Here is a 26,043-nt window from a genome sequence, read left to right on the forward strand (position 1 = left end):
CATAAAATAGAATGACTTGCTCTTTATGTTGAGAGGAGTTTTAAAAATGATAGGTTTATTAGAGCAATTTTATAAAAATGAAGAGATACAATCAGTTATTAATGGATTAGAAGATGGGTTAAAAGAACAACTTATATCAGGGATGGCAACGTCTTCTCGTTCGTTATTAATGGCGGCTTTATATAAAAAAACAAAAAAATCACAATTAATCGTGACACATAACTTATACCAAGCACAAAAAGTACATGAAGATTTAGTGGCATTACTTGGTGAAAAAGATGTGTGGCTATATCCAGTGAATGAACTGATAGCATCGGAAATTGGGGTTGCAAGTCCAGAATTGAAGGCGCAACGTATAGAAGTGTTAAATCGCTTGGCTGCGGGAGAGAATGGAATCATTGTAGCGCCAGTGGCAGGATTGCGTAGATTTTTACCAATAAAAGAATTGTGGAAGCAAAAGCAAGTTGAAATCAATCTAGGGCAAGAGATTGATTTAGATGCGCTCTTGCATACTTTACATCATATTGGCTATGAACGTAAGTCGATGGTAGAAGCTCCAGGGGAGTTCAGTTTGCGTGGGGGAATATTAGATATTTATCCTTTAACTGAAGAACTACCATTTCGTATTGAATTCTTTGATACAGAAGTCGATTCTATTCGATTATTTGATGTGGATGAACAGCGTTCTCAAGGTAAAAAAGAAAGCGTTAGGTTTGGTCCGGCAACAGAGTTTTTATTTTCACAGGAAGAATTAAAATCAGGAATTCAGCATCTTGAAGAAGGTTTAACTAAGACGATGCAAAAACTTTCTGATGATAAACTAAAGACTACAGTGCTTGAGACGGTAAGTCATGAAATTGAGATGTTGAAAAACGGGCAAAGTATAGAACAGATGTTTAAATACTTATCTATTTTCTATAAAGAACCTGCTAGTCTGATAGATTATTTACCAGAAGACGGTGTTGTAATTTTAGACGAGATTTCCCGTATTCAAGAAACAGCATCGCATCTTGAAACAGAAGAGGCGGAATGGTATATATCGCTTCTTGGTGAAGGAACAATTATTCAAGATTTATCTTTCTCTCACCCATTCGAGGGGTTTCTTCATCATAAAAAAAGAAGTTTTGTATATTTAACGTTATTCTTGCGTCATATCGCACACACACATCCGCAAAATATTGTTAATGTAACATGTAAAACAATGCAAGATTTCCATGGACAGATGAATTTGTTAAAAACAGAAATTGATAGATGGAATGAAGGGCATTTTACGACTGTTGTACTTGGAACAGATGATGAACGTGTGAAAAAATTACAACATATTTTAAGTGATTATGATATTGAGGCAGATATTGTAGAAGGTACAGATATCTTATTGCCTGGAAGGTTACAAATTGCTGTAGGTGATTTACATGCAGGATTTGAAATGCCGATGCAAAAGCTTGTTGTCATTACTGAAAAGGAGCTTTTTCATAAGAAAGTTAAAAAATCACAACGTAAACAAAAGTTATCGAATGCTGAACGTATTAAAAGTTATTCGGAATTAAAAGTTGGAGATTATGTAGTTCACGTAAATCATGGTATAGGTAAATTTTTAGGTATTGAGACATTAGAGATTAATGGTGTTCACAAAGATTATTTAAATATTAAATATCAAGGTAATGATAAGCTATACGTTCCAATTGAACAAATTGATCAAGTCCAAAAATATGTAGGATCTGAAGGTAAGGATCCGAAAGTTTATAAATTAGGCGGTAATGATTGGAAAAAGGTTAAAACGAAAGTTGAAAAATCTGTACAAGACATTGCGGATGACCTAATTAAACTATATGCTGAGCGCGAAGCTTCAAAAGGCTATGCATATACGCCAGATACGGCAGAACAACAAGAGTTCGAATCCTCTTTCCCATATCAAGAGACAGAGGATCAGTTACGTTCTATTGACGAGATTAAAAAAGATATGGAACGCGGACGCCCGATGGATAGGCTCCTTTGTGGTGACGTAGGGTATGGAAAGACTGAAGTGGCTATTCGTGCGGCATTTAAAGCAATTATGGATGAAAAACAAGTTGCAATTTTAGTACCGACAACGATTCTTGCGCAGCAACACTATGAAACAATTCGAGAGCGTTTTCAAGATTATCCGATCAATATAGGCTTATTAAGTAGATTCCGTACGAGAAAACAACAAAATGAAACAATTAAGGGCTTAAAGGATGGAACAGTAGATATCGTAATCGGAACACATCGTATTTTATCTAAAGATGTTACGTATAAAGATTTAGGGCTTCTTATTATTGATGAAGAACAAAGATTTGGTGTAACACATAAAGAAAAAATTAAACAATTGAAGGCAAATGTTGACGTATTAACATTAACGGCAACTCCGATTCCGCGGACGCTTCATATGTCTATGCTTGGTGTGCGCGACTTATCTGTTATTGAGACACCACCAGAAAATCGTTTCCCAGTCCAAACGTATGTAGTCGAGTATAATCCAGCGTTAATGCGAGAGGCAATAGAGCGAGAGCTTGCAAGAGGTGGTCAAGTTTACTTCCTATATAACCGTGTAGAGGATATTGAAAGAAAAGCAGATGAAATTTCGATGTTAGTTCCAGATGCCCGCGTAACGTACGCACATGGGAAAATGAACGAAAGCGAATTAGAGTCTGTTATGCTATCATTTTTAGAAGGACAGCATGATGTTCTTGTAAGTACAACAATTATTGAGACGGGTGTAGATATTCCGAATGTAAATACGTTAATTGTATTTGATGCAGATCGTATGGGATTATCACAGTTGTATCAGCTTCGTGGGCGTGTTGGACGTTCTAATCGTGTTGCGTATGCATACTTTGCGTATAAACGTGACAAAGTGCTGTCAGAGGTTGCAGAGAAGCGTCTACAAGCAATTAAAGAGTTCACGGAACTTGGATCTGGTTTCAAAATTGCGATGAGAGATTTATCTATTCGTGGAGCAGGTAATTTGTTAGGGGCAGAACAGCATGGATTTATTGATTCTGTCGGATTTGATCTATATTCGCAAATGTTAAAAGATGCAATTGAACAGCGTAGAGGAACAGATGGGGCTGAAAATATAGTTAATGTTGAAATTGACTTAGAGGTAGATGCATATTTACCAGATGCTTATATTTCAGATAGTAAGCAAAAAATTATGATGTATAAACAATTTAGAGGTGTTTCTGCAATTGAGGATATTGAAGAATTGCAGGAAGAAATGATCGATAGATTTGGCGATTATCCACAAGAAGTTGGTTATTTATTACAAATTGCAAATATTAAAGTGTTGGCAATGAAAGAACAAATTGAATTAATTAAGCAGAATAAATTTGAAGTAACATTCCTGTTTTCTGAACAAGCAAGTCAAAATATTGATGGTGGAAAATTATTCATGCTCGGAAATAGTTTTGGACGTATGATCGGTTTAGGAATGGAAGGATCACAATTGAAAATTGTTATGAAAACAAATGGCTTAGAGACATCGAAGTGGTTAACAATTGCTGAAAATTTATTAAAAGGCTTACCAGATGTAAAAAAAGAAGTAATAAATGCCTAAAATAAGATAAAAAAATACAATTCGACGTGCATAGAAGAACTAATGTGTAAAATACTATGTCTAACAGTTGGTGATTTTTACATGAACAGGTAAATTCACCACTTTGATCATCAGTAGAAAGTGAGGCAGCATTAGAATGAAAGCAACTGGAATCGTACGTCGAATTGATGATTTAGGCAGGGTAGTAATCCCGAAGGAAATTCGTAGAACTTTACGTATTCGAGAAGGAGACCCACTAGAAATATTTGTTGATCGCGATGGAGAGGTAATTTTAAAGAAATATTCTCCAATTAGTGAGCTAGGTGATTTTGCAAAAGAATATGCTGATGCTTTATATGACAGCTTAGGACATAATGTGCTTGTGTGTGATCGAGATTCTATCATCGCAGTATCAGGCGTATCGAAAAAAGAATACTTAAATAAAAGTGTTGGCGATCTAATTGAAAAAACGATGGAAGAACGAAAGTCTGTTATTATGACGGATGAAAGTGATATTTCCATTATTGATGGTGTAACAGAAAAGGTTCATTCTTATACAGTTGGACCGATTGTTGCAAACGGAGATCCGATTGGAGCCGTCATTATTTTTTCAAAAGAAGCCATTATAAGCGAGATCGAGCATAAAGCGGTTAATACTGCTGCCAGTTTCTTAGCGAAACAAATGGAACAGTAAGGGTATATTGATTTTAGAAGTAGCAATCTTTCCTAATTATGATCTTTCTTTTTGAGAAATCAATTATTTGGAGATATATGTATATTGAATGAAGGTAGCACTTTGCTACCTTTTTTCGTTGAATATTTTTAACATTTAGGAACTCATTATTACCCGTGTTGGTAAGGGAGTTTGTTCTTTTCTTTATGATATAATACGAGAGGTGAGAATAGAAAAAGGAGTTTTCTTGTATGGAAGCGAAGAAGTATCAAGCCTTTTGGCGTGGGGCTATTATATTAACGATTGCAAGTTTCGTTACAAAAGTATTAAGCGCTTTTTACCGTATTCCATATCAAAATATAGCGGGGGATATTGGGTTTTATATTTACCAACAAATTTACCCGTTTTATGGATTTTGTTTAATTTTAGCTACTTATGGATTTCCTGTTATCATTTCGAAAATGGTTGCAGAACGACTAGAGCGGGGAAAACAAAAAGAAGCAGAAGAAATTATTTGTGTATCTTTTTGGTTCTTATTAGGGATTGGTTTTATAGGCTTCTTTACATTGTTTTTTGGGGCCGAAACAATTGCGGTAGCTATGGGCGATATACACTTAGATAAGTTACTACGTGTTATTTCATTTTCATTCTTATTGATGCCATTTTTGTCTGTAGCAAGAGGGTATTTTCAAGGATTCAATAATATGATGCCAACGGCTGTTTCGCAAGTAATAGAACAAACAATTCGAGTTTCTATTATTGTATTTTTATCGCTATTCCTAATTGCTCACGGATTTGATTTATATACAGTTGGTGCAGGGGCTATGTTAGGCTCAATTGCGGGTGGACTTATTGGGATTATTGTACTTATATTGTATATGCGTCAAGATTTTCGTTCTATATTCTTCAAAAGTGCAGCGAGAATTAAGGGTAAAAGGAAGATAGTTAAAATCCTTTTTTGGCAGGGGTTAGCGATTTGTGTTAGTAATTTAGTGCTTATTTTTATACAGATGGCTGATTCAGTGTCCTTTTACAGCTTACTTATTGGTGCGGGAGAACAGGCTGAAAATGCAAAGGTATTAAAGGGTGTTTATGATAGAAGTATTCCGCTAATGCAATTAGGTACTGTTGTGACGACTTCTTTCTCGTTGTCACTTATTCCGATTATTACAGCGGCGAAGGAAAGAGGAGATCTTTCCTTTATTCAAGAAAAGGTAAAGTTAGCAATGAAAATAACATTTGTTATTGGACTTGCAGCAGCTATTGGACTAACTTGTATTATTCAACCTACCAATATTATGTTGTTTGAAAACAGTGATGGATCAGATGTTTTATCTATTTTATCGTTATCTATTTTATTTAGTTCATTGTCAATTACGACAGCTTCTATTTTACAAGGATTAGGGCAAACGTTTAAGCCAGCGTTATTTGTTGTATTTGGAGGTTGCTTAAAGTTAGCGTTAAATTATATATTCATGCCTTATTTTGGTGTGAAAGGTGCAGCTTTTGCGACTTTATGTGCGTTAATTATAATCTCTGGATTAAATAGTTTGTTGCTTACGAGAGCTGTATCAGGGTCACTTATCAATAAGCGAAATATGTTAGGGATAGTAATTAGTGGTATCTGTATGGGGTTTGTATTAATGATGTTCACACGTGTGTTACAGATGTCTGGATTAGTAATTAATACGGAACATAGAGGAAGCGCGACGCTTGAAGCGTTGTTAGGTGTAGCCATCGGCGGATTGACATATATGTTTTTTATTTTGAAATTACGTGTATTTACAAAAAAAGAATTAGGAACCGTTATGAAACAAGAGAAAAAAGAAGGTTCATTGAAGAAGAGTGGATAGAGGTGACTGGTTGTGAGTGGAATCATTACTATTTTAGGTTTAGGAGCTGGTGAATTAGATCAGCTAACGATGGGTGTATATCGAAAAATAAAAGAAGCAGACCATCTGTTTGTTAGAACGAAGGAACATCCAGTTATAGAAGAATTGGAGAAAGAAGGCGTACAATATACGTCTTTTGATGCTGTATATGAAGCGCATGATACGTTTGAAATTGTATATGAAACAATTGCGAATAAATTGCTAGAACAAGCTGAAGGTACAGAAATTATCTATGCTGTTCCCGGGCATCCACTTGTAGCAGAAAGAACAGTTCAGCTACTGTTAGAAAAAGGAGAAGTTTCAAATGTTGAAGTGCGAATTGAGGGTGGACAAAGTTTCCTTGATCCTATGTTTGCAAGTCTAAAGATTGATCCGATTGAAGGATTCCAATTACTTGATGCTACATCATTTGAAAGAGGGCAATTAGAACTGCGTCAACATTTAATCTTTTGCCAAGTATATGATGCATTCGTTGCATCTGATGTGAAATTAACATTAATGGAGATGTTACCAGATGATTATGAAGTGTATATCGTAACAGCTGCAGGAACTTCATTTGAACAAGTAAAGAAGGTACCGTTGTACATGTTAGATCATGAAACGGAATTGAATAATTTAACGAGTGTGTACGTGCCGCCAGTTCAGGAGCGTGCGTCCTTGTATCAACAGTTTGATGTTCTTAGAGAAATTATTGCGGAACTTCGTGGTCCAAATGGTTGTCCGTGGGATAAAAAGCAAACACATCAATCATTAAAGAAATATTTAATTGAGGAAGCTTATGAAGTGTTGGAAGCAATCGATGAAGAGGATGATGATCACTTAGTAGAAGAATTAGGTGATATATTATTACAAGTTATGCTTCATGCTCAAATCGGAGAAGATGAAGGTTGGTTCTCTATAGATGATATCATTCGAACTCTATCTGAGAAAATGGTTCGTCGTCATCCGCATGTGTTTGGAAATACAGATGTAAACAGCGCTGATGAAGTGATTGCAAATTGGGAAGAAATTAAAAAACAAGAAAAAGGATTCGTGAAAGAATCTGTTTTAAATGGCGTTCCAAAAAGTTTGCCGCAGTTACTACGCGCCTATGAAATTCAGAAGAAAGCTGGTAAGGTTGGATTTGATTGGGTTGATGTGCAACCGATGATAGAGAAAGCTTTGGAAGAATGGCAAGAGTTCCAACAAGAGGTTACAAATATGGATGAGGAAAAGATGCTGGGTGAGTTTGGTGATTTACTATTTGCATTTGTTAATATAGCTCGTCATTACAAAATAGATCCAGAAGAGGCGTTACGTTCAACTAATGAGAAATTTACTGGTCGTTTTTTATACATGGAGGCAAAAGTAGCTGAAATGAATAAAGAGATGAAAGATTTATCATTAGAACAGTTAGATGTTTTATGGGAAGAAGCGAAACAAACAGAGCGTTAATAGGGGGATTTGATATGCGTCTAGATAAGTTTTTAAAAGTATCACGTTTAATTAAAAGAAGAACATTAGCGAAAGAAGTAGCTGATCAAGGAAGAATATCTATTAATGGCCAAGTGGCAAAAGCGAGTTCTGATGTGAAAGTAGCTGATGAATTAACAATTCGTTTTGGTCAAAAAATAGTGACTGTGAAAATAAATGAATTAAAAGAAACAACTAAAAAAGAAGATGCAGCAAATATGTATAGCTTAGTTCGTGAAGAAAAAGTAAAAGCGGAAGAAGGCTTGTTCTAAAATCATGTATCCCCTCATACATTACTATTAGCTAGTAAAAACCTATGGGGGGATTTACGTGAATAATGGTTACTCACCTACGTCTTCTAATCAACAAAATGTTTCTGTAGAGCATGACATTATTATGCGTGGCAGGCGTATAATTGATATTACCGGTGTGAAGCAGGTAGAGAGTTTTGATAGCGAAGAGTTTTTACTAGAGACCGTAATGGGTTTTTTAACGATTCGTGGTCAAAATTTACAAATGAAAAATTTAGATGTGGAAAAAGGTATTGTGTCGATTAAAGGGAAAGTTAATGAGATGCTGTATATTGATGAAAATCAAGGGGAAAAAACTAAAGGTTTCTTTAGTAAGTTGTTTAAATGAGCTTAACAATTCAGTTGTATACAATGCTTTCAATGATTGGAATGGGTGCTTGGATTGGAGCGTCTTTAGATACATATCAACGTTTTTTAAAGCGCCAAGAACGTAAACGTTGGCTTGTATTTATACATGATATATTATTTTGGATTGTCCAAGCATTATTCGTCTTTTATGTATTGCTTCTCGTAAATGAAGCTGAGCTACGTATATATGTGTTTTTGGCATTATTATGTGGTTTTGCGGCATATCAAAGCTTATTGAAGGCACTATACATGAAGCTGTTAAATTTTCTCATCTATATTTTTATGCAAACAACATATTTTTTTGTTCGAATTATACAGCTACTCATGATAAAACCTGTTATTATTATAGCGCAGCTATTTATTGCATTTATATTATTCTTATTTCGTATACTGCTTTCAATTGGACATGTGTTATGGAAAATGGTGATTTGGATATTACTTTTCATATGGAAAGTTTTTTTCTGGCCTGTTCGATTTATTGCTTCGCTCATATGGAAACTTCTCCCTAATCGTGTTAAACTTTTTATAGTGAAACATATAGGGTTCCTGCAATATATAGCAAAATTGAAGGGACATATCTTCCAACTATGGGAGCATATAAAAAAGAAGTTAGGGGGACCTCGGAAATGAGGGAACTGAGACAAAGAACAATCGAAAAACAGAGTCCAAATCCTGTTAAAGAGCATATAATACAAACGGATGAGAACAGGAAGCGACTTTATCGCCGTTTAGCGGTTTTTCTTGTCTTTACTTTTACAATTATTGCGAGTATTAGTGTAACGTTTTATCAACAAAACAGTTCCATTAAAGCAAAAGAAGCAAAAGTTAAGGACATGAAAAAAGAACTGGATTCATTAACGAATAAAGAAAAAAGTCTAAAAGACGAAGTTCAAAAGTTAAATGATGAAGAGTACGTATTAAAGATTGCTAGAAGGGATTATTTCTTCTCTGGTAAAGGGGAGATAATTTTTCCTGTTTCTAAGTAGAGTATGTCTTATTGACACTATATTTTAGGATTATATATAATAAAGTAAAATTTGACTTTTTAACCACTAAGGAGGAGCATTTTTTTTATGTCAATCGAGGTAGGCAGCAAGTTACAGGGTAAAGTAACAGGTATTACAAATTTTGGGGCTTTTGTGGAGCTGCCAGAGGGCTTAACGGGTCTTGTTCATATTAGTGAAGTTGCTGATAACTATGTAAAAGATATTAACGATCACTTAAAAGTGGGCGACCAAGTAGAAGTAAAAGTTATTAATGTTGAAAAAGATGGAAAGATTGGTTTATCTATCAAAAAAGCGAAAGAACGTGAAAAAACAGAAGGAGATCGTCCACGTGGTGAATACCAACGCGGTGGTGATCAACAACGTTCTGGACGTCCACAACGTAATAATCGCTCTTTCAACAGAGATAATCGCGGTGGCGGTAACGACCGAGCTCCGAAAGAAACATTTGAGCAAAAGATGGCACGCTTCTTAAAAGATAGCGAAGATCGTTTAACTTCTTTAAAGCGTAACACAGAGTCTAAACGTGGTGGCCGTGGCGCGCGTCGCGGATAATAAGGACGTTTAGTTTTTAACATATAGAGAGGTACCCAGAGTAATGTCTCAGGGTGCTTTTTTATATGTAAAAAATATTTTCAAAAAAGTTTTTGAGATGTGTTGACTTTAATTAGTATCTGATGTAAGATACTAATTGTCCGTTAAATAAGACGACATGGCGGTGTAGCTCAGCTGGCTAGAGCGTACGGTTCATACCCGTGAGGTCGGGGGTTCGATCCCCTCCGCCGCTATATTTAATTTAACGGCCCGTTGGTCAAGTGGTTAAGACACCGCCCTTTCACGGCGGTAACACGGGTTCGAATCCCGTACGGGTCATCTAAAAAGATCATGCAAATTTGCATGATCTTTTTTTGTTAAATAAATTAAGATATACAACACTTCTACAAAATCACCCTATATTTTCTGAATGTTTAATTAAAATCTCGAAAATAACTTACATACCCTGTATATCTGTAGAGTTATTTCGAATAAAAAGTCGAACGATTATAAAAGTGAAAACTGTTGTTTTGACAAAAAAACCAACAATCATCTTTTATAATGACAGTAATTAAACTATGCAGGTGGTGTTAAAAATATGCCTAAAGCAGGAAGGAATACTATGAATACAAGTGCATTGGCAATGAATGAGAGTCAGCTTGATGGAATAAAGTGGACGAGTAAGTTGCGAATGAAATTTGAGCAAGTTTTCTTTAGATGGGGATTTATTATTGTTGTTATTGGTTTTCTTTTGGGACGAGCATATATATTAACAAATATTTTACCGTTTGCACTGCCATTTTTTGCTGCTGTTTATGTTATGAAGCGGGATAAGATGCCGCTAGCATTTTTAGCTCTAATGGGAGGAGCTCTTTCAGTATCGATAGATAATTTGTTTTTTACCTTTGCATCTATCTTTACCTTCTTCATTTATAATATCTTCTTTAGTCGATTTACACGTAAAACTGTTGGACTTGTTCCATTTCAAGTATTTATCTCCGCATTAACCGCACACTTAGTTGTTGTATATTTTGCACAACAAACTGTCACCATGTACGATTTACTCGTTAGTACCATTGAGGCTGGGCTTAGTTTTGTATTAACTATGATATTTTTACAAAGTGTCCCACTTTTAGTGGAAAGGAAAGGAAAACAACAGGCATTAGAGACGGAAGAAATTGTTTGTTTGATTATATTACTAGCATCTGTTTTAACGGGTACAACAGATTGGTTTGTATATGATGCTTCTATTCAACATATTTTTACAAGGTATTTAGTGCTAGTATTTGCATTTATTGCGGGTGCTGCCACAGGGTCTACAGTGGGGGTTGTAACAGGACTAATATTAAGTTTAGCAAATGTGTCTAGCTTGTCTCAGCTTAGCCTTCTTGCTTTTTCTGGATTGCTTGGTGGATTGTTAAAAGAAGGAAAGCGTTTAGGTGTTAGTTTAGGTTTATTAATTGGGACAAGCTTAATTACATTATATGTAGACAAACAGACAAATATTGTAACAACTTTAATTGAGTCAGGTGTAGCGATTGTTATCTTCTTATTAACACCGAAGCTTGTTTTGGATCGTATTGCTAAATTTATGCCAGGTACACAAGAGCATTCGCAAGATCAACAACAATATTTAAGAAGGATGCGTGATGTTACAGCAAATAAAATCAACCAATTTGCAAATGTATTTGCTGCTTTATCTAATAGCTTTTCTGTATATGGGTATGTAGAGGAAGAAGATAAAGAGACAGAAGCAGATTTGTTTTTGAGTACAATTACTGCGAAAACATGTCAAACATGCTTTAAAAAGGATCAATGCTGGGTAGTGAATTTTGATAAAACGTACGATTATATGAAACAAATAATGAATGAAACGGAAGAAGGAACCCTGCAACATAATCGTAAATTAGTTCGTGAGTGGGACAAGCATTGTGTGAGAGGGAAAAAAGTGACGGATTTAGTAGCCGGTGAATTAGATCACTTCTATGAGGGACAAAAATTACGAAAACAAATGAAGGAAAATCGTAGAATAGTAGCGGAGCAACTATTAGGTGTATCAAAGGTTATGGAGGATTTTGCTAAGGAGATACAACGAGAGCGTGAAAATCATCAAGTGCAGGAAGAACAGATTATGCAAGCGTTCCGAGATTTTGGTGTCGAAGTAGAGCATGTTGATATTTATTGTTTAGATAGAGGAAGTATTGATATTGAAATGTTAATTCCAGTTGCATCTAATGAACATGGTGAGTGTGAAAAGTTAGTTGCACCGATGCTTTCAGATATCCTTAAAGAAAATATTGTCGTTAAACATGAAGAAAAGTCTTCTTATCCAAATGGCCATAGTTTAATATCATTTGGTTCGGCGAAGACGTATTCTCTTGATACAGGATTGGCTACAGCTGCAAAAGGCGGTGGATTTGTGTCGGGTGACTCTTATGCGATGATGGATTTAAGTGTTGGTAAATATGCACTTGCGATTAGTGATGGTATGGGTAATGGACAAAGAGCTCATATGGAAAGTAAGGAAACGGTGAAATTATTACAAAAAATACTCCAATCAGGCATTGATGAAGAAATAGCAATTAAGTCTATCAATTCAATTCTTTCTTTGAGAACGACAGAAGAAATGTTTACGACATTAGATTTAGCTATGGTAGATTTGCGGGATGCGAGTGCAAGGTTTTTAAAGATTGGATCAACGCCGAGTTTTGTTAAACGCGCAAATAATATTTTGAAAATTGAAGCAAGTAATTTGCCGATGGGAATCATCGAAGATGTTGAAGTTGATGTGGTGGGTGAACAATTAAAAACGGGCGATATTCTTATTATGATGAGCGATGGGATTTTTGAAGGAGCACAGCATGTGGAGAATCATGAATTGTGGATGAAACGAAAAATTAAAGAATTGCAAACCGAAGACCCGCAAGAAATTGCTGATATCATTATGGAAGAAGTGATTCGCTCTTGTGATGGTTATATAAATGATGATATGACTATTGTAGTGGCAAAAGTGAAGAAAAATATGCCGAAGTGGGCTACGATTCCGATTGTAGGAATGCAGGCGCAGTAAAATATAAGTGGAATGTTTATCTATAATTTGATTTTAAAAACCTAGGTGAATACCTAGGTTTTTTTGTGGGAAAAGGTAATGTTATTAATTTTGTGAATATACACGGAGGATGTAAGATAAAAATGTAATTTTTGTATATCTTTTTTTTGCACAATGTTTGTAAAAGTTGTACCATTGTAGACAAGGTGACTAAGGTTGCTGTTCTTGTTTAATGAAAGGTGATTGCGAAGTTGAAAGATACATTTGTTGAAAAAGTAGATGACTTTGTAAAGCAGCATGATGTATTAAAGAATGATTCAACAATTGTTGTGGGAGTTTCTGGTGGTCCTGACTCGTTAGCGCTTTTATATTATTTATTAGAAAAAAGAGCGGAAAAACAGTTGGAAATTGTAGTTGCTCATGTGGATCATATGTTTAGAGGTGATGAATCTTATGAGGATTTACAGTTTGTGCAGGGCCTTTGTGAAGAACTGGGAATTATTTGTGAAACGATAAGGATTAATGTATCACAATATCAACAGCAATACGGAATGAATGCACAGGTTGCTGCGAGAGAATGCAGATATGCATTTTTGGAAAGAATAATGAAGAAATATGATGCGAGATATGTTGCTCTTGGACATCATGGAGATGATCAAGTCGAGACAATTTTAATGCGTCTTGTAAGAGGGAGTACTCCGAAAGGATATGCAGGAATTGCAGTGAAGCGTCCTTTTCATAATGGATATTTAATTAGGCCGTTACTTGGCGTAACGAAGGAAGAAATTGTTGATTACTGTAATAAGCTAAATTTAATGCCACGTATAGATCCGAGTAATAAAAAGGAAGTATATACAAGGAATCGATTACGTAAATATGTCCTTCCTCATTTGAAAGAAGAAAATCCACAAATGCATGAGAAATTCCAAAAATTTAGCGTGCAGATGCAAGAGGATGAGGCTTATTTGCAGGAATTAGCTTTTGAGAAAATGAATAAAGTAATTACAAAAAAAAGTGATAAACAAATTAGCTTATCAATTCCTGCCTTTGAATCCATGTCTATGCCTTTACAAAGAAGAGGGATTCAACTAATATTAAACTATCTTTATGAATATAAGATTCCATCTTCTCTTTCTTCTATACATATTGACAAGTTGATTGAGTTTTTTAAGCGGACACAACCTTCAGGTTCACTTGATTTTCCGGGTGATTTGAAAATTGTTCGTTCATACGAGGAGTGTAGCTTTAGATTTAAACAAGAAATTGTCTCTCCTTTTTCACAAGATTTATTAGTACCCGGGACCATTACGCTATTGAACGGGGATGAATTTGTAACAGAGGTGAGCGAAGATATACCAAGTAACATGAATGAAACAGTATTTGTTGCTAAGTATAATGATATATCATATCCACTTCGTATTCGTTCTAGAGAAAATGGAGATCGCATGTCAATACAAGGTATGAATGGCACGAAAAAGATAAAAGCTATTTTTATCGAAGCGAAAGTACCGAAAGAAAAAAGAGAAGAATGGCCGGTCGTTTGTGATGCAAGTGGGACTATTATTTGGGTACCCTTGTTGAAACGATCTGCATTTGCAATTTCGAAAGAGATGGCAAAGAAGGATAAATATATGATTATTCACTACAAAAGCAAGGAGTCTTCCGGGAGGATAATGAAATGATGAATCAAGATATCGAAAAAGTATTAATTTCTGAAGAGCAAATACAAGAAAAGGTGCGCGAACTAGGTGCAATTATTGCAGAGGATTATAAAAACACAGTACCTCTTGCAATTGGTGTATTAAAAGGCGCAATGCCATTCATGGCAGATTTATTAAAGAGAACAGATACATATCTTGAAATGGATTTTATGGCTGTATCTAGTTACGGTCACTCTACAGTTTCAACAGGCGAAGTGAAAATTTTAAAAGATCTTGATACTTCTGTAGAAGGTCGCGATATTTTAATCGTCGAAGATATTATTGATAGTGGTCTTACACTAAGCTACTTAGTAGACTTATTCAAATATCGTAAAGCGAAGTCTGTAAAAATTGTTACATTATTAGATAAGCCAACAGGCCGTAAGGTTGATCTGAAAGCGGATTATGTTGGATTTACTGTTCCACATGAATTTGTAGTAGGATATGGATTAGATTATAAAGAGCAATACCGTAATCTTCCTTATGTAGGCGTATTAAAACCAAGCGTTTACTCAAATTAATTAAATATAGGCTTCACAATTGTATAGGAAAGTTTTTCTATGTTACGATTTACTATAGTGTTTATGCCGTGAGAGGAGGTTAGGAATGAATCGTATCTTCCGTAATACCATCTTTTATTTACTGATATTCTTAGTAGTAATTGGAATCGTGAGCTATTTTAATGGTTCGACACAAAAAACGACATCAGTTAGCTACGACAAATTCATTACTAAACTAGAAAGCGGTGAAGTGCGTAATGTGCAACTTCAACCGAAAAATGGTGTATTTGAGGTAAAAGGACAATTTAATAACTCTAGCCAAGGAGAACAATTTGTTACTTATGCACCAAATACTGAGGAATTACAAAAGAAAATTAATGATAAAGCGAAAGGTGCTGAAGTTAAGTATCAACCAGCAGAAGAAACAAGTGCTTGGGTAACATTCTTTACTTCAATCATTCCATTTGTCATCATCTTCATTTTATTCTTCTTCTTATTAAACCAAGCTCAAGGCGGCGGTAGCCGTGTTATGAACTTCGGGAAAAGTAAGGCGAAGTTATATAATGATGAAAAGAAAAAAGTTCGTTTCAGAGATGTTGCTGGTGCGGATGAAGAGAAACAAGAACTTGTTGAGGTAGTTGAATTCTTGAAAGACCCTCGTAAGTTCTCTGAAGTTGGTGCTCGTATTCCAAAGGGTGTCCTATTAGTTGGACCTCCAGGTACAGGTAAAACTTTATTAGCACGTGCTGTTGCAGGTGAGGCTGGCGTTCCATTCTTCTCTATCAGTGGTTCTGACTTCGTAGAGATGTTTGTCGGTGTCGGTGCATCACGTGTACGTGATTTATTTGAAAATGCAAAGAAAAATGCTCCTTGTATCATTTTCATTGATGAAATTGATGCAGTAGGTCGTCAACGTGGCGCAGGTCTTGGTGGTGGTCATGATGAGCGTGAGCAAACATTGAACCAATTACTTGTTGAAATGGATGGATTCGGTGCAAACGAAGGTATTATTATCGTTGCTGCGACAAACCGTCCAGACATTCTTGACCCAGCGTTATTACGTCCAGGTCGTTTTGACCGTCAAATTACAGTAGATCGTCCAGATGTAAATGGCCGTGAAGCTGTACTGAAAGTACATGCGCGTAATAAACCACTTGATGAGCATATTAATTTAAGAGCAATTGCGACTCGTACACCAGGATTCTCTGGTGCGGATCTTGAAAACTTATTAAACGAAGCTGCTTTAGTAGCTGCACGTCAAGATAAGAAGAAAATTGATATGAGTGATATCGATGAAGCGACGGATCGTGTTATTGCAGGTCCAGCTAAGAAAAGTCGTGTTATCTCTGAAAAAGAACGTAATATCGTTGCTTTCCATGAAGCAGGTCATACTGTAATTGGTGTTGTTCTTGATGAAGCAGATGTCGTTCATAAAGTAACAATTGTCCCTCGTGGTCAGGCTGGTGGATATGCGGTAATGCTTCCGAAAGAAGATCGTTACTTCATGACGAAACCAGAGTTACTTGATAAAATCACTGGTTTACTTGGTGGCCGAGTAGCTGAGGAGATTGTATTTGGTGAAGTGAGTACAGGTGCTCATAATGACTTCCAACGTGCGACTGGTATTGCAAGACGTATGGTTACGGAATTTGGTATGAGTGACAAACTTGGACCGATGCAATTTGGTAGCTCGCAAGGTGGTCAAGTGTTCTTAGGAAGAGACTTCCACTCAGAACAAAACTATAGTGATGCGATTGCACATGAAATCGATATGGAAATGCAATCAATTATGAAAGAATGTTATGCTCGTGCAAAACAAATTCTTACTGAAAACCGTGATAAACTAGATATTATCGCACAAACGTTACTTGAAGTAGAAACGTTAGATGCAGAGCAAATCAATCATTTATGTGATTACGGCAGATTGCCAGAACGTCCAACATCTTCAGATGATGTGAAAGTAAACATCAACATGAAGAAAGACGATGAAGATAAAGAAGATAAGTAAGAAGTGAAGGAGTGACTATCGTCACTCCTTTTTTGTTTGTTAAAATCTTTGTTAATTACTATTGAGAACTTAGTGGATAAAGTAATTTAAGTAAAACTAGTATTAAAAATTGAAATAGAGAGCAATCTTTTTGTAAAATGATGAGGATAGGAAAGCTGATTATATAAGTATGTGTGATATGATGTTTTTATAAGTTTTATACATACTGCACAAATATAGATTAAATAAGATAAGTGGTGAGAATATGATTTTTGTATTGGATGTAGGGAACACAAATGCTGTACTAGGTGTGTTTGAAGAGGGGGAACTTCGTCAGCATTGGCGCATGGAAACAGATCGTCATAAGACAGAAGATGAATATGGAATGCTTGTAAAGCAATTGCTTGAGCATGAGGGTCTTTCGTTTGAAGATGTGAAAGGTATTATTGTGTCTTCAGTCGTACCACCAATTATGTTTGCTTTAGAGCGCATGTGTGAAAAATATTTTAAAATTAAACCGCTTGTAGTAGGGCCTGGGATAAAAACAGGACTAAATATTAAATATGAAAATCCGCGTGAAGTAGGCGCAGACCGAATTGTAAATGCAGTAGCAGGAATCCACTTATATGGAAGTCCGCTCATTATTGTTGATTTTGGTACGGCTACTACATATTGTTATATTAACGAAGAAAAACATTATATGGGTGGAGTTATTACGCCAGGAATTATGATTTCAGCAGAGGCTTTATATAGCAGAGCAGCAAAACTTCCTCGTATCGAAATTACAAAACCAAGCAGTGTTGTTGGGAAAAATACAGTAAGTGCGATGCAATCTGGTATTCTTTATGGTTATGTTGGACAAGTGGAAGGTATTGTTAAGCGTATGAAAGAAGAAGCTAGACAAGAACCTAAAGTTATTGCAACAGGTGGATTGGCAAAATTAATTTCCGAAGAATCGAATGTAATTGATATTGTAGATCCGTTTTTAACGTTAAAAGGTTTGTATATGTTATATGAACGTAATGCAAATTTACAGCATGAGAAAGGTGAATAAATACGTATGAAAGATTATTTAGTAAAAGCGTTAGCATTTGATGGAGAAGTGCGTGCGTATAGTGTGCGTACAACAAATACAGTAAGTGAGGCGCAAAGACGTCATGATACATGGAGAACAGCTTCAGCGGCACTAGGGCGTTCTTTGACTGCGGGTACAATGATGGGCGCAATGTTAAAGGGTGAGCAAAAGTTAACGATTAAGGTAGAAGGTAATGGTCCAATTGGCCCTATCTTAGTAGATGCTCATGCAAATGGAGATGTACGTGGTTATGTAACGAATCCGCATGTTGATTTTGAAGGAACAGAACAAGGGAAGTTACGTGTATATCAAGCAGTAGGTACAGAGGGGTTTGTAACTGTAATTAAAGATATTGGAATGCGTGAGCCGTTTATTGGTCAATCTCCAATCGTTTCAGGAGAATTAGGAGAAGACTTTACGTATTATTTTGCAGTTTCTGAACAAACGCCTTCTTCCGTAGGTGTTGGTGTTCTTGTAAATGGAGATGATAGCATATTAGCGGCAGGTGGATTCATCCTTCAAATTATGCCGGGTGCGCAAGATGAAACGATTTCATTTATTGAAGACCGTTTACAAAAGATTCCACCTGTATCAACGTTGATTGAACAAGGTCTTTCTCCGGAAGAGCTACTATATGCAGTTCTTGGAGAAGATAAAGTAAAAGTATTAGAAACAATGGATGTTCAATTTAATTGCACATGCTCACGCGAGCGTATTGAGAGTGTATTAATTAGTTTAGGTAAAACAGAGTTAGAGCAAGTTCGTGAAGAAGAGGAAGAGACAGAAGTTCACTGTCATTTCTGTAATGAACGATACAAGTTCTCTAAAGAAGATATTACAAATTTAATCGAGAATTTGTAATAAGGGAATTAAGAGGAGCAATCCTCCAAATGAATTGACAAACAGGGAATTTTCTGACAAAATCTAAATATAGATAAAACCAATAAAAATACTCGGTGTTAGGAGTGACAGGAATGCGAGTGGCACAATCAGTTTCAGAATTAATCGGGAAAACGCCGATCGTTAAGTTGAACCGCATCGTAGAATCAGACAGCGCAGATATATACTTAAAATTAGAATTTATGAATCCGGGGAGTAGTGTTAAAGATCGTATCGCATTAGCTATGATTGAAGATGCTGAAAAAAAGGGATTATTAAAAGAGGGCGATACAATCATTGAGCCGACAAGTGGTAACACAGGAATTGGTTTAGCGATGGTAGCGGCTGCTAAAGGATATAATGCAATCTTAGTAATGCCAGAAACAATGAGTATTGAGCGTCGTAATTTATTACGTGCTTACGGTGCGGAATTAGTATTGACTCCAGGGCCTGAAGGAATGGGTGGAGCAATTCGTAAAGCGACTGAATTAGCAAAAGAACATGGCTACTTTATACCACAACAGTTCAAAAACCAATCGAATCCAGAAATTCACCGTTTAACAACAGGTCCAGAAATTATTGAACAAATGGGCGACCAATTAGATGCGTTTATTGCAGGTATTGGTACAGGTGGAACGATTACTGGTGCTGGTGAAGTACTGAAGGAAGCGTATAAAGATATTAAAATTTATGCAGTAGAACCTGCAGATTCACCAGTATTATCTGGTGGGAAGCCAGGTCCACATAAAATCCAAGGAATTGGGGCGGGATTTGTTCCGGAGACGTTGGATGTAGAAGTATATGATGAAATTATTCAAGTGAAAACAGAGCAAGCATTTGAATATGCGAGAAGAGTGGCTAAAGAGGAAGGTATTTTAGTTGGTATCTCTTCAGGCGCAGTTATTTATGCAGCAACAGAGGTTGCGAAAAAGTTAGGTAAAGGGAAAAAGGTACTTGTTATTATCCCGAGTAACGGTGAACGTTATTTAAGTACACCACTTTATCAATTTGAATCCTAATTAAACGCGATTGAAAAAGCATCCTTGAAAAAGGGTGCTTTTTCTTTTGGGATTGGAAATAGGAAAAGAGTGAATGACTAGAAAACTTCATGTAAAATAAGAGGTAGTATAATTAAATTATTTTCACTAGCCTTCGAGTATAATCAATCTCTATATAAATAACTTATGTAGTTTGAGCTGGTTTATCTAAGAGGGTGGGATAAAAGAAGACGGGGTGTTGATATGCAACGAAGAAAATCTTTAGCGCTTTCTATTCCATATCAGTTAGATTTCTTTAAGCAATATAAATTTCTTTCTCAGGGTAAATCGCAACATATTTTGTTAGAAAGCGGCCGTGGCGGTCGTTATAACATTGTAGGGCTGAACCCAGTAGCGGTAATCCGAGGGAAGGGTGAAATGTTACATATAAGTGAAAGTGGTAAGGAAACAATAAAACGAGGGAATCCGTTAGATTTAATGCAAGAATATATGGAACAATGGAAGACGGACTATAACCCAGAGTATCCGCCTTTTCAAGGTGGTGCAATTGGCTATTTCAGTTATGACTGTATCCGTTATATTGAAAAGCTGCCTTCTCTTGCGGAAGATGATATTGATATACCTGACATCTTCTTTTTATTATTTGATGACGTATTTGTCTATGATCAAAAAGAACAAGTGTTATGGGTTATTACGCATTATGTAGATAAATATGAAGAGGCGAAAGAACGGCTAAATGAGTGGAAGAGTCTTTGGATGACAGAAGCGCCTGAAGTGACCGTGCCCTTTGAAAGTCCTGAAAAGAAAAGTGAAGCAGTTGCTTTTACTGAAGCTGGCTTTATGAAGGCAGTTGAATGTATTCAAGAATATATTGGAGCGGGTGATGTGTTCCAAGTAAACTTGTCGACGAGACAAGAAAGAACGTTACAGACACACCCACTAGAAATTTATACAAGTCTTCGTGAAATTAATCCATCTCCATATATGGGTTACCTGGAGCTTGGGGATTTTCAAATCGTTAGTGGATCGCCAGAGTTGTTAATTAAGAAACAAGGAACTGAAGTAAGTACAAGACCAATTGCTGGAACGAGATCTAGAGGCGCGGATGAGCAAGAGGATGAAGAATTAGCAAGAGAATTAATTGAGAACGAAAAAGAAAGAGCAGAGCATGTAATGCTTGTGGATTTAGAAAGAAATGATTTAGGACGTGTTTGTAAATATGGCACTGTAGAAGTAGATGAATTTATGGTAATTGAGAAATACTCACATGTTATGCATATTGTTTCTAATGTGCGTGGTGAGGTGGAAGAAGATAAAGATGCTTTTGATTTAGTGAAGGCTGTATTCCCTGGGGGAACAATTACTGGTGCCCCAAAAATACGTACGATGGAAATTATTGAGGAATTAGAACCTGTTCGAAGAGGGATTTATACAGGTTCAATCGGTTGGATTGGTTATTCTGGAGATACAGAATTGAATATTGTAATTAGAACACTTCTTGCTAAAGATGGAAAAGCTCATGTACAAGCAGGGGCGGGAATTGTAATTGATTCAAATCCGGAAAATGAATATAAAGAGTCGTTAAAAAAGGCGATTGCTTTATGGCGTGCAAAAGAACGTAGTGAAGAAACGGTTAGGTGAGAGAAATGATATTAATGATTGATAATTATGATTCTTTTACATTTAATTTAGTGCAGTTTCTTGGAGAACTTGGACAAGAGCTCGTTGTTAAACGTAACGATGAAGTGACTATTTCAGATATTGAGAATATGAAACCAGATTTTCTAATGATTTCTCCAGGCCCATGTAGTCCTAATGAAGCTGGGATTAGTATGGAAGTTATTAAATACTTTGCTGGAAAGATTCCGATTTTTGGTGTTTGTCTAGGGCATCAATCCATTGCACAAGTGTTTGGTGGAGAGGTTGTCCGTGCAGACCGATTAATGCATGGAAAAACGTCGCTTATGCATCATGATGGAAAGACGATTTTTTCGGATATTCCTAATCCGTTTACTGCGACGCGCTATCATTCCCTTATTGTTAAGAAAGAGACGTTACCCGATTGCTTAGAGGTAACATCTTGGACAGAGGAAGGGGAAATTATGGCACTTCGTCATAAGACATTACCGATAGAGGGTGTGCAATTCCATCCAGAATCTATTATGACTTCTCATGGGAAAGAGCTGTTGCAGAATTTCATTCGTAAATACAGTCCAAGTGCGACATTATGTTAATTTACGTAAATGGTCAGTATGTAGAAGCAAGTGAAGCGAGAATTTCTCCTTATGATCATGGTTATTTATATGGTCTTGGAGTTTTTGAAACGTTTCGTATTTATAATGGTCATCCTTTCTTATTGGATGATCATTATAACCGTTTAATAGAGGCGCTGGATACATTGCAAATTAAATGGACAATGACAAAAAATGATGTGATGCTTATTTTGAAAGATTTACTCGCTAAGAATGAATTGAAGCATGCATATGTACGTTTTAATGTATCGGCGGGTATAGATGAAATAGGATTACAAACGGAAATGTATGAAGAGCCTTCTGTTATTGTTTTTATAAAACCTTTAACAGCTCCAGGGGATGTAGTGGAAAAAGAAGGTGTTATTCTAAAACAAGTGCGAAATACACCGGAAGGGACATTTCGCCTGAAGTCTCATCACTATTTAAATAATATTTTAGGGAAGCGTGAAATTGGAAATGTTGTGAGTAAGGAAGGTATTTTCCTCACTGAAGCAGGTTATGTTGCAGAGGGCATTGTTTCGAATCTATTTTTTGTGAAAGGTGATGTTTTATATACACCTTCGTTAGAGACAGGGATTTTAAATGGTATCACTCGTGCGTTTATTATAAAGAGTGCTGAAGAATTAAATATAGAAGTAAAGGAAGGTTTCTTTACAAAAGATGAGCTACTTTCAGCGGATGAAGTCTTCGTAACAAACTCCATTCAAGAAATTGTTCCGCTTTATCGTATAGAAGCGCAGGATTTCCCGGGTAAAGTAGGAGTGGTTACAAAAAGTTTAATGTACCTTTATGGAATGCAAAGAGAGAAATTATGGAGCAGAAATGAATTACGAAGAGGAGATGTGTAGTTTGAAGTGGGATTATGATTTGCGCTGCGGCGAATATACATTGAATTTAAATGAAAAAACATTAATTATGGGGATTTTAAATGTAACACCAGATTCGTTTTCTGATGGTGGGAGTTACAACGAGGTAGATGCTGCGGTACGTCACGCAAAAGAAATGCAAGGTCAAGGTGCTCATATTATTGATATTGGTGGCGAATCTACTCGCCCAGGTTTTGCTAAAGTATCAGTAGAAAAAGAAATAAAGCGAGTTGTCCCGATAATTCAAGCAGTTTCAAAAGAAGTAAAATTGCCTATATCTATCGATACATATAAAGCTGAAGTTGCAAAGCAAGCAATTGAGGCTGGTGCTCATATTATTAATGATATTTGGGGAGCGAAGGCGGAGCCAAAAATTGCTGAAGTCGCAGCTCATTATGATGTACCCATCATTTTAATGCATAACCGCGATAATATGAATTATCGTAATTTAATGGCGGATATGATTGCTGATTTGTATGACAGTATTAAAATTGCTAAAAATGCTGGTGTGCCAGATGAGAATATTATTTTAGATCCAGGTATCGGTTTTGCTAAAACACCTGAGCAGAACTTAGAGGCGATGCGTAATTTAGAACAGTTAAATGTGCTAGGTTATCCAGTTCTCTTAGGTACTTCGAGAAAGTCCTTTATTGGGCACGTATTAGATTTGCCAGTGGAGGAACGCCTTGAGGGAACAGGAGCTACCGTTTGTCTTGGTATTGAAAAGGGCTGTGAGTTTGTTCGTGTCCATGATGTGAAAGAAATGGCGCGTATGGCTAAAATGATGGATGCGATGATTGGTAAGGGGGTAAGGTAATTGGATAAAATTTATATCCATGATATGGAGTTTTATGGTTATCATGGTGTGTTCCCAGAGGAGAATAAATTAGGTCAGAGATTTAAAGTTGACTTAACGGTGGAGTTAGATTTAAAGCGTGCAGGGGAAAGTGATGACTTAGAGCATTCGGTCAATTATGGAGAGCTTTTCGAATTATGTAGAAAAGTTGTTGAGGATAGAAAGTATAAGCTTGTGGAGAGTATCGCTGAAAATATTGCTGCAGATATATTAAAACAATATGAAAGTATTTCACGCTGTACAATTAAGGTAATTAAGCCGGATCCACCGATACCGGGTCATTATCGTGCTGTAGCAGTAGAAATTACGAGAGAACGTCCATGAACAATATAGCTTACATTGCATTAGGGTCAAATATTGGAGAGCGTTATACGTATCTAACTGAAGCGATTCAGTTTTTAAATAAAAATCCTTATATTCAGGTTGATGATATTTCATCTGTATATGAAACTGAGCCAGTTGGCTATACTGACCAAAGTTGCTTTTTAAATTTAGTTATAAAAATTTCTACCAATTTATCACCACAAGAGTTATTGAAAGTAACACAAAAAGTAGAAAATGACCTAGGAAGAAAAAGGGAAATTAGGTGGGGGCCGAGGACTATCGACCTTGACATTTTACTTTATAATCAAGAGAATATTGAAGCAGAGAATCTTATTGTTCCGCATCCGCGGATGTTTGAAAGAGCTTTTGTTATCGTTCCGTTGTTAGAGATTAATCAAGACATAAAACAAAATATTTCACGTTCACAAGTAGAAGAAATGAAAAGGCGAGAGGGAGTAACGGTATGGAAGCAGAAAAATGGGGAAGACGCATTCGTGCTTTTCGAAAGCTAAAAGGCTATACACAAGAAGGTTTTGCTAAAGAACTAGGGGTATCTGTATCTGTTTTAGGTGAGGTTGAGAGAGGGAATAGATCGCCTTCTCAAGATTTTGTAGTAGAAGTTGCTAAGGCATTAAATGTTTCGATAGAGGAATTAATGCCAAAGTGATTGTACAGGAAGGAGTAGGTTGATTGTTAAAGATTGCAAATATCGAGATGAAAAATCCGGTTGTACTAGCACCGATGGCGGGAGTGTGTAACTCTGCATTCCGTTTAACAGTAAAAGAATTTGGTGCCGGCTTAGTTTGTGCTGAAATGGTAAGTGATAAGGCAATATTACTTAATAATAAAAGAACATTAGATATGTTATATATCGACGAGAGAGAAAAGCCATTAAGTTTACAAATTTTTGGTGGAGAGAAAGAAACTCTTGTAGATGCTGCGAAATATGTAGATAAATATACGACAGCAGACATAATTGATATTAATATGGGTTGTCCAGTGCCGAAAATCGTTAAATGTGATGCGGGGGCAAGGTGGCTTTTAGATCCGAATAAAATATATGAAATGGTAGCAGCGGTTGTAGATGCTGTAGAAAAGCCGGTTACAGTTAAAATGCGTATCGGTTGGGATGAAGAACATATTTTCGCAATAGAAAATGCTAGGGCTGTTGAGCGTGCTGGTGGCCAAGCTGTGGCGGTTCACGGACGTACACGAGTGCAAATGTATGAAGGAAAAGCGGATTGGGATATTATTAAACAAGTAAAACAATCTGTAAATATCCCGGTTATCGGAAATGGTGATGTCGCAACGCCGCAAGATGCAAAGCGTATGCTTGATGAAATTGGTGTAGATGGTGTTATGATTGGTCGTGCGGCTCTTGGAGATCCGTGGATGATTTATCGTACGGTAAAGTATTTGGAGACAGGTGAATTAATGCCGGAACCAACAGTGCGCGAGAAAATTGATGTATGTATGTTACATCTAGATCGTCTTATTGACTTAAAGAACGAAAGTGTCGCTGTAAGAGAGATGAGAAAACATGCAGCTTGGTATTTAAAAGGTGTTCGTGGTAATGCGAGTGTACGTAATGGTATTAATGCTTGTAACACACGGGAAGACCTTGCGAATGTGTTAGGTACATTTGTAGAAGAAGTGGAAGCGAAACAACAAACAATTTACGTTGGTTAATAATGGACATAGGAGATTGACATTCTTCTATACACTTCCTATAATTACGTGAAAGAAAGAAGAGCTGCCAGTTAGTTGCTGGCAGTTTTTCTAGTTGA

At 36.3% G+C, this 26,043-nt stretch carries 24 protein-coding genes and 2 tRNA genes; all 26 read left to right on the forward strand.

The window, feature by feature from the left end:
* Positions 1-46 precede the first annotated feature (46 nt).
* The 26 genes from mfd to dusB all read left to right on the forward strand — a co-directional run bounded on the left by mfd (position 47) and on the right by dusB (position 25,945).
* On the forward strand, positions 47-3,577 hold the full coding sequence (mfd, locus tag ACX9TM_RS00300; protein WP_000579688.1) for a transcription-repair coupling factor: 3,531 nt from the start codon (positions 47-49) through the stop codon (positions 3,575-3,577).
* Between the two features lie 136 nt (positions 3,578-3,713).
* Positions 3,714-4,250, forward strand: coding sequence for a stage V sporulation protein T (spoVT, locus tag ACX9TM_RS00305; RefSeq protein ID WP_000648302.1), 537 nt, complete (start codon positions 3,714-3,716; stop codon positions 4,248-4,250).
* A 230-nt stretch (positions 4,251-4,480) separates the two neighbouring features.
* Positions 4,481-6,082 (forward strand): putative polysaccharide biosynthesis protein, encoded by a 1,602-nt coding sequence (locus tag ACX9TM_RS00310; protein ID WP_000387586.1) that lies wholly within the window; start codon positions 4,481-4,483, stop codon positions 6,080-6,082.
* Positions 6,083-6,094: 12 nt separating this feature from the next.
* Entirely contained in the window at positions 6,095-7,555 is a 1,461-nt protein-coding gene (yabN, locus tag ACX9TM_RS00315) for a bifunctional methyltransferase/pyrophosphohydrolase YabN (RefSeq protein WP_000014239.1), read from the forward strand.
* Positions 7,556-7,569: 14 nt separating this feature from the next.
* Entirely contained in the window at positions 7,570-7,845 is a 276-nt protein-coding gene (locus tag ACX9TM_RS00320; RefSeq protein WP_001234876.1) for an RNA-binding S4 domain-containing protein, read from the forward strand.
* Positions 7,846-7,903: 58 nt separating this feature from the next.
* Positions 7,904-8,212, forward strand: coding sequence for a sporulation protein YabP (gene yabP, locus ACX9TM_RS00325; protein WP_001059104.1), 309 nt, complete (start codon positions 7,904-7,906; stop codon positions 8,210-8,212).
* The gene (gene yabQ / locus ACX9TM_RS00330) at positions 8,209-8,862 is read left to right on the forward strand and encodes a spore cortex biosynthesis protein YabQ (protein WP_000059772.1); all 654 of its coding nucleotides are present in this window, start codon (positions 8,209-8,211) and stop codon (positions 8,860-8,862) included. Before yabP ends, yabQ begins: the two co-directional genes overlap by 4 nt.
* A complete protein-coding gene (gene divIC, locus ACX9TM_RS00335; protein ID WP_001208739.1) occupies positions 8,859-9,218 on the forward strand; it encodes a cell division protein DivIC in 360 nt (119 codons plus the stop codon). The genes yabQ and divIC overlap by 4 nt, the downstream gene beginning before the upstream one ends.
* Positions 9,219-9,305: 87 nt before the next feature.
* Positions 9,306-9,791 (forward strand): S1 domain-containing RNA-binding protein, encoded by a 486-nt coding sequence (locus ACX9TM_RS00340; RefSeq protein ID WP_000021451.1) that lies wholly within the window; start codon positions 9,306-9,308, stop codon positions 9,789-9,791.
* A 159-nt stretch (positions 9,792-9,950) separates the two neighbouring features.
* Positions 9,951-10,024, forward strand: a tRNA-Met gene (locus ACX9TM_RS00345).
* A 13-nt stretch (positions 10,025-10,037) separates the two neighbouring features.
* Positions 10,038-10,109: transfer RNA gene (locus ACX9TM_RS00350), tRNA-Glu, on the forward strand.
* 259 nt (positions 10,110-10,368) lie between these two features.
* Positions 10,369-12,840, forward strand: a complete 2,472-nt coding sequence (spoIIE, locus tag ACX9TM_RS00355) for a stage II sporulation protein E (RefSeq protein ID WP_001123541.1) — start codon at positions 10,369-10,371, stop codon at positions 12,838-12,840.
* Between the two features lie 230 nt (positions 12,841-13,070).
* Entirely contained in the window at positions 13,071-14,501 is a 1,431-nt protein-coding gene (gene tilS / locus ACX9TM_RS00360; RefSeq protein WP_000655463.1) for a tRNA lysidine(34) synthetase TilS, read from the forward strand.
* Positions 14,498-15,040 (forward strand): hypoxanthine phosphoribosyltransferase, encoded by a 543-nt coding sequence (gene hpt, locus ACX9TM_RS00365; protein WP_000981842.1) that lies wholly within the window; start codon positions 14,498-14,500, stop codon positions 15,038-15,040. Before tilS ends, hpt begins: the two co-directional genes overlap by 4 nt.
* A gap of 85 nt (positions 15,041-15,125) precedes the next feature.
* Positions 15,126-17,027, forward strand: a complete 1,902-nt coding sequence (gene ftsH / locus ACX9TM_RS00370) for an ATP-dependent zinc metalloprotease FtsH (protein ID WP_001079674.1) — start codon at positions 15,126-15,128, stop codon at positions 17,025-17,027.
* A 244-nt stretch (positions 17,028-17,271) separates the two neighbouring features.
* Complete coding sequence (locus ACX9TM_RS00375) at positions 17,272-18,060, forward strand: type III pantothenate kinase (protein ID WP_000578368.1); 789 nt, start codon at positions 17,272-17,274, stop codon at positions 18,058-18,060.
* Positions 18,061-18,066: 6 nt separating this feature from the next.
* Positions 18,067-18,942, forward strand: a complete 876-nt coding sequence (gene hslO / locus ACX9TM_RS00380; RefSeq protein WP_000656372.1) for a redox-regulated molecular chaperone HslO — start codon at positions 18,067-18,069, stop codon at positions 18,940-18,942.
* 113 nt (positions 18,943-19,055) lie between these two features.
* On the forward strand, positions 19,056-19,979 hold the full coding sequence (gene cysK / locus ACX9TM_RS00385; RefSeq protein WP_001261712.1) for a cysteine synthase A: 924 nt from the start codon (positions 19,056-19,058) through the stop codon (positions 19,977-19,979).
* A gap of 222 nt (positions 19,980-20,201) precedes the next feature.
* The gene (gene pabB, locus ACX9TM_RS00390) at positions 20,202-21,599 is read left to right on the forward strand and encodes an aminodeoxychorismate synthase component I (protein ID WP_001189726.1); all 1,398 of its coding nucleotides are present in this window, start codon (positions 20,202-20,204) and stop codon (positions 21,597-21,599) included.
* Positions 21,600-21,604: 5 nt separating this feature from the next.
* Positions 21,605-22,192 carry an aminodeoxychorismate/anthranilate synthase component II gene (gene pabA, locus ACX9TM_RS00395; RefSeq protein WP_000602293.1) on the forward strand — a complete coding sequence of 196 codons (588 nt, stop codon included), beginning with the start codon at positions 21,605-21,607 and terminating at the stop codon, positions 22,190-22,192.
* Entirely contained in the window at positions 22,186-23,058 is an 873-nt protein-coding gene (gene pabC, locus ACX9TM_RS00400; RefSeq protein WP_000909884.1) for an aminodeoxychorismate lyase, read from the forward strand. Before pabA ends, pabC begins: the two co-directional genes overlap by 7 nt.
* The gene (gene folP, locus ACX9TM_RS00405) at positions 23,033-23,893 is read left to right on the forward strand and encodes a dihydropteroate synthase (RefSeq protein WP_065381947.1); all 861 of its coding nucleotides are present in this window, start codon (positions 23,033-23,035) and stop codon (positions 23,891-23,893) included. The genes pabC and folP overlap by 26 nt, the downstream gene beginning before the upstream one ends.
* Entirely contained in the window at positions 23,894-24,256 is a 363-nt protein-coding gene (folB, locus tag ACX9TM_RS00410; protein WP_000358062.1) for a dihydroneopterin aldolase, read from the forward strand. It begins immediately after the preceding gene.
* Entirely contained in the window at positions 24,253-24,768 is a 516-nt protein-coding gene (gene folK / locus ACX9TM_RS00415) for a 2-amino-4-hydroxy-6-hydroxymethyldihydropteridine diphosphokinase (RefSeq protein ID WP_001059450.1), read from the forward strand. The genes folB and folK overlap by 4 nt, the downstream gene beginning before the upstream one ends.
* Positions 24,720-24,923, forward strand: coding sequence for a helix-turn-helix domain-containing protein (locus ACX9TM_RS00420; RefSeq protein WP_000387031.1), 204 nt, complete (start codon positions 24,720-24,722; stop codon positions 24,921-24,923). Before folK ends, ACX9TM_RS00420 begins: the two co-directional genes overlap by 49 nt.
* 23 nt (positions 24,924-24,946) lie before the next feature.
* On the forward strand, positions 24,947-25,945 hold the full coding sequence (gene dusB, locus ACX9TM_RS00425) for a tRNA dihydrouridine synthase DusB (protein WP_000912251.1): 999 nt from the start codon (positions 24,947-24,949) through the stop codon (positions 25,943-25,945).
* Positions 25,946-26,043 lie beyond the last annotated feature (98 nt).

Source organism: Bacillus sp. LH1 (assembly GCF_057924895.1).

Coding starts and splice junctions, on each gene's coding strand:
- mfd (WP_000579688.1), top strand. CDS start 47: ATGATAGGTTTATTAGAGCAATTTTATAAAAATGAAGAGATACAATCA.
- spoVT (WP_000648302.1), top strand. CDS start 3,714: ATGAAAGCAACTGGAATCGTACGTCGAATTGATGATTTAGGCAGGGTA.
- ACX9TM_RS00310 (WP_000387586.1), top strand. CDS start 4,481: ATGGAAGCGAAGAAGTATCAAGCCTTTTGGCGTGGGGCTATTATATTA.
- ACX9TM_RS00320 (WP_001234876.1), top strand. CDS start 7,570: ATGCGTCTAGATAAGTTTTTAAAAGTATCACGTTTAATTAAAAGAAGA.
- yabQ (WP_000059772.1), top strand. CDS start 8,209: ATGAGCTTAACAATTCAGTTGTATACAATGCTTTCAATGATTGGAATG.
- divIC (WP_001208739.1), top strand. CDS start 8,859: ATGAGGGAACTGAGACAAAGAACAATCGAAAAACAGAGTCCAAATCCT.
- ACX9TM_RS00340 (WP_000021451.1), top strand. CDS start 9,306: ATGTCAATCGAGGTAGGCAGCAAGTTACAGGGTAAAGTAACAGGTATT.
- spoIIE (WP_001123541.1), top strand. CDS start 10,369: ATGCCTAAAGCAGGAAGGAATACTATGAATACAAGTGCATTGGCAATG.
- hpt (WP_000981842.1), top strand. CDS start 14,498: ATGATGAATCAAGATATCGAAAAAGTATTAATTTCTGAAGAGCAAATA.
- ftsH (WP_001079674.1), top strand. CDS start 15,126: ATGAATCGTATCTTCCGTAATACCATCTTTTATTTACTGATATTCTTA.
- ACX9TM_RS00375 (WP_000578368.1), top strand. CDS start 17,272: ATGATTTTTGTATTGGATGTAGGGAACACAAATGCTGTACTAGGTGTG.
- hslO (WP_000656372.1), top strand. CDS start 18,067: ATGAAAGATTATTTAGTAAAAGCGTTAGCATTTGATGGAGAAGTGCGT.
- cysK (WP_001261712.1), top strand. CDS start 19,056: ATGCGAGTGGCACAATCAGTTTCAGAATTAATCGGGAAAACGCCGATC.
- pabB (WP_001189726.1), top strand. CDS start 20,202: ATGCAACGAAGAAAATCTTTAGCGCTTTCTATTCCATATCAGTTAGAT.
- pabA (WP_000602293.1), top strand. CDS start 21,605: ATGATATTAATGATTGATAATTATGATTCTTTTACATTTAATTTAGTG.
- pabC (WP_000909884.1), top strand. CDS start 22,186: ATGTTAATTTACGTAAATGGTCAGTATGTAGAAGCAAGTGAAGCGAGA.
- folP (WP_065381947.1), top strand. CDS start 23,033: ATGAATTACGAAGAGGAGATGTGTAGTTTGAAGTGGGATTATGATTTG.
- folK (WP_001059450.1), top strand. CDS start 24,253: ATGAACAATATAGCTTACATTGCATTAGGGTCAAATATTGGAGAGCGT.
- ACX9TM_RS00420 (WP_000387031.1), top strand. CDS start 24,720: ATGGAAGCAGAAAAATGGGGAAGACGCATTCGTGCTTTTCGAAAGCTA.